Origin of the sequence: Paraburkholderia sp. BR10937, assembly GCF_040965695.1 — a bacterium.
Classification (GTDB): Bacteria; Pseudomonadota; Gammaproteobacteria; order Burkholderiales; family Burkholderiaceae; genus Paraburkholderia.
Map to the genome: position 1 here is coordinate 1 of NZ_JBFRCL010000149.1, position 1,019 is coordinate 1,019.

Annotated in this window: 1 protein-coding gene and 1 pseudogene; both read right to left on the reverse strand. The window is 60.0% G+C overall.

The genetic code is table 11. The annotated features are described in order from the left end of the window. Positions 1–793, reverse strand: a 793-nt coding sequence (locus AB4Y44_RS42375) for a VIT1/CCC1 family protein (protein WP_368702812.1), incomplete at its 3' end; no start/stop codon positions are given. Between the two features lie 81 nt (positions 794–874). Further along, a pseudogene (locus tag AB4Y44_RS42380) lies at positions 875–1,019 on the reverse strand (cytochrome b); the annotation flags it as partial.

A 1,019-nucleotide genomic window follows, 5' to 3' on the forward strand; every position in this document is an offset into this window, starting at 1 on the left:
CCTTGTCGCGCATGATCTGTGCTGCCACGCGCTTCGCTTCGTCGCGCTCCAGGCCTTTGGCGCGGTAGATGAGCCTCAGTTCATGCTCCTCCGCGTCGGGAGTGTGTTCAAGTTCGTCGGCTTCCAGCGCGATCTGCGTTTTCGCAAGTTCGCGGGCATTGGTGACGGACAGCCATTCTCCAAGTGCCATCGAACAGGCGCCTGCGATCAGTCCCGCCAGTGCTGTGAGCAGAATCGCCTTGTTGCCTGTACCGGCGCCAGTTACACCCATGATCAGACAGAAGTTCGAGACCAGTCCATCGTTGGCACCGAGCACGGCGGCGCGGAGGTCGTTACCGGATGACACGCCGCGATGCCAGGATTCCGCTTCGGCGATCTCGGCCCCCTTGGTCGGTTCCGGCTTGTCCGCGTTCACCATGCCCTGCACCACGCTAGCGTGCTGCCGTTCCTCTGCGGACATTGTGGCGGTCTCGGGGTTGCCCGCATATTTATTCCGGTCCGCAAATTCGGCGGCTGCAAGCGTAGGCAGCACAAATTTCGGACCAAAGACGCGAACCAGACTCTTCATCATGAAAGTCTTGACACTTTGTCCGTCCGGGACGGGCTGTCCGTTCGCTTTCAGCTTGTCAGCCCATACCTTTGCATGGGTTCGCTCCGCTGCGGCGAGCTCGCCGAAGACCTGCTTCCGGTGAGAGTCCTTTTCGACGTGCGCGAGCGTTTCATAGATAGCCGCGCTATGTCGTTCGTCGGCAAGATGCGCACGGTAACGCTTGAGTTCCTTTCTGGAGGCCATGATGTCGTCCGATTGGGTTGTCGGTAACGGAGCTGCTGCCCTGGACGCAGTCCGGCGCGCGGGCGGCAGCGTTTCGAGGGTTCATCGGCTTCTTGCCCTTCTTGCAGGAAGCCAGCGAGGAAGCATCGTGATCAGGACGTCGTCTTTGAGGACAACATGATGGTAAAGAGCAGCGAACGCGTGAAATCCGGCAAGCCACATGATCGTGTCGCCGAGCCATTTGTGG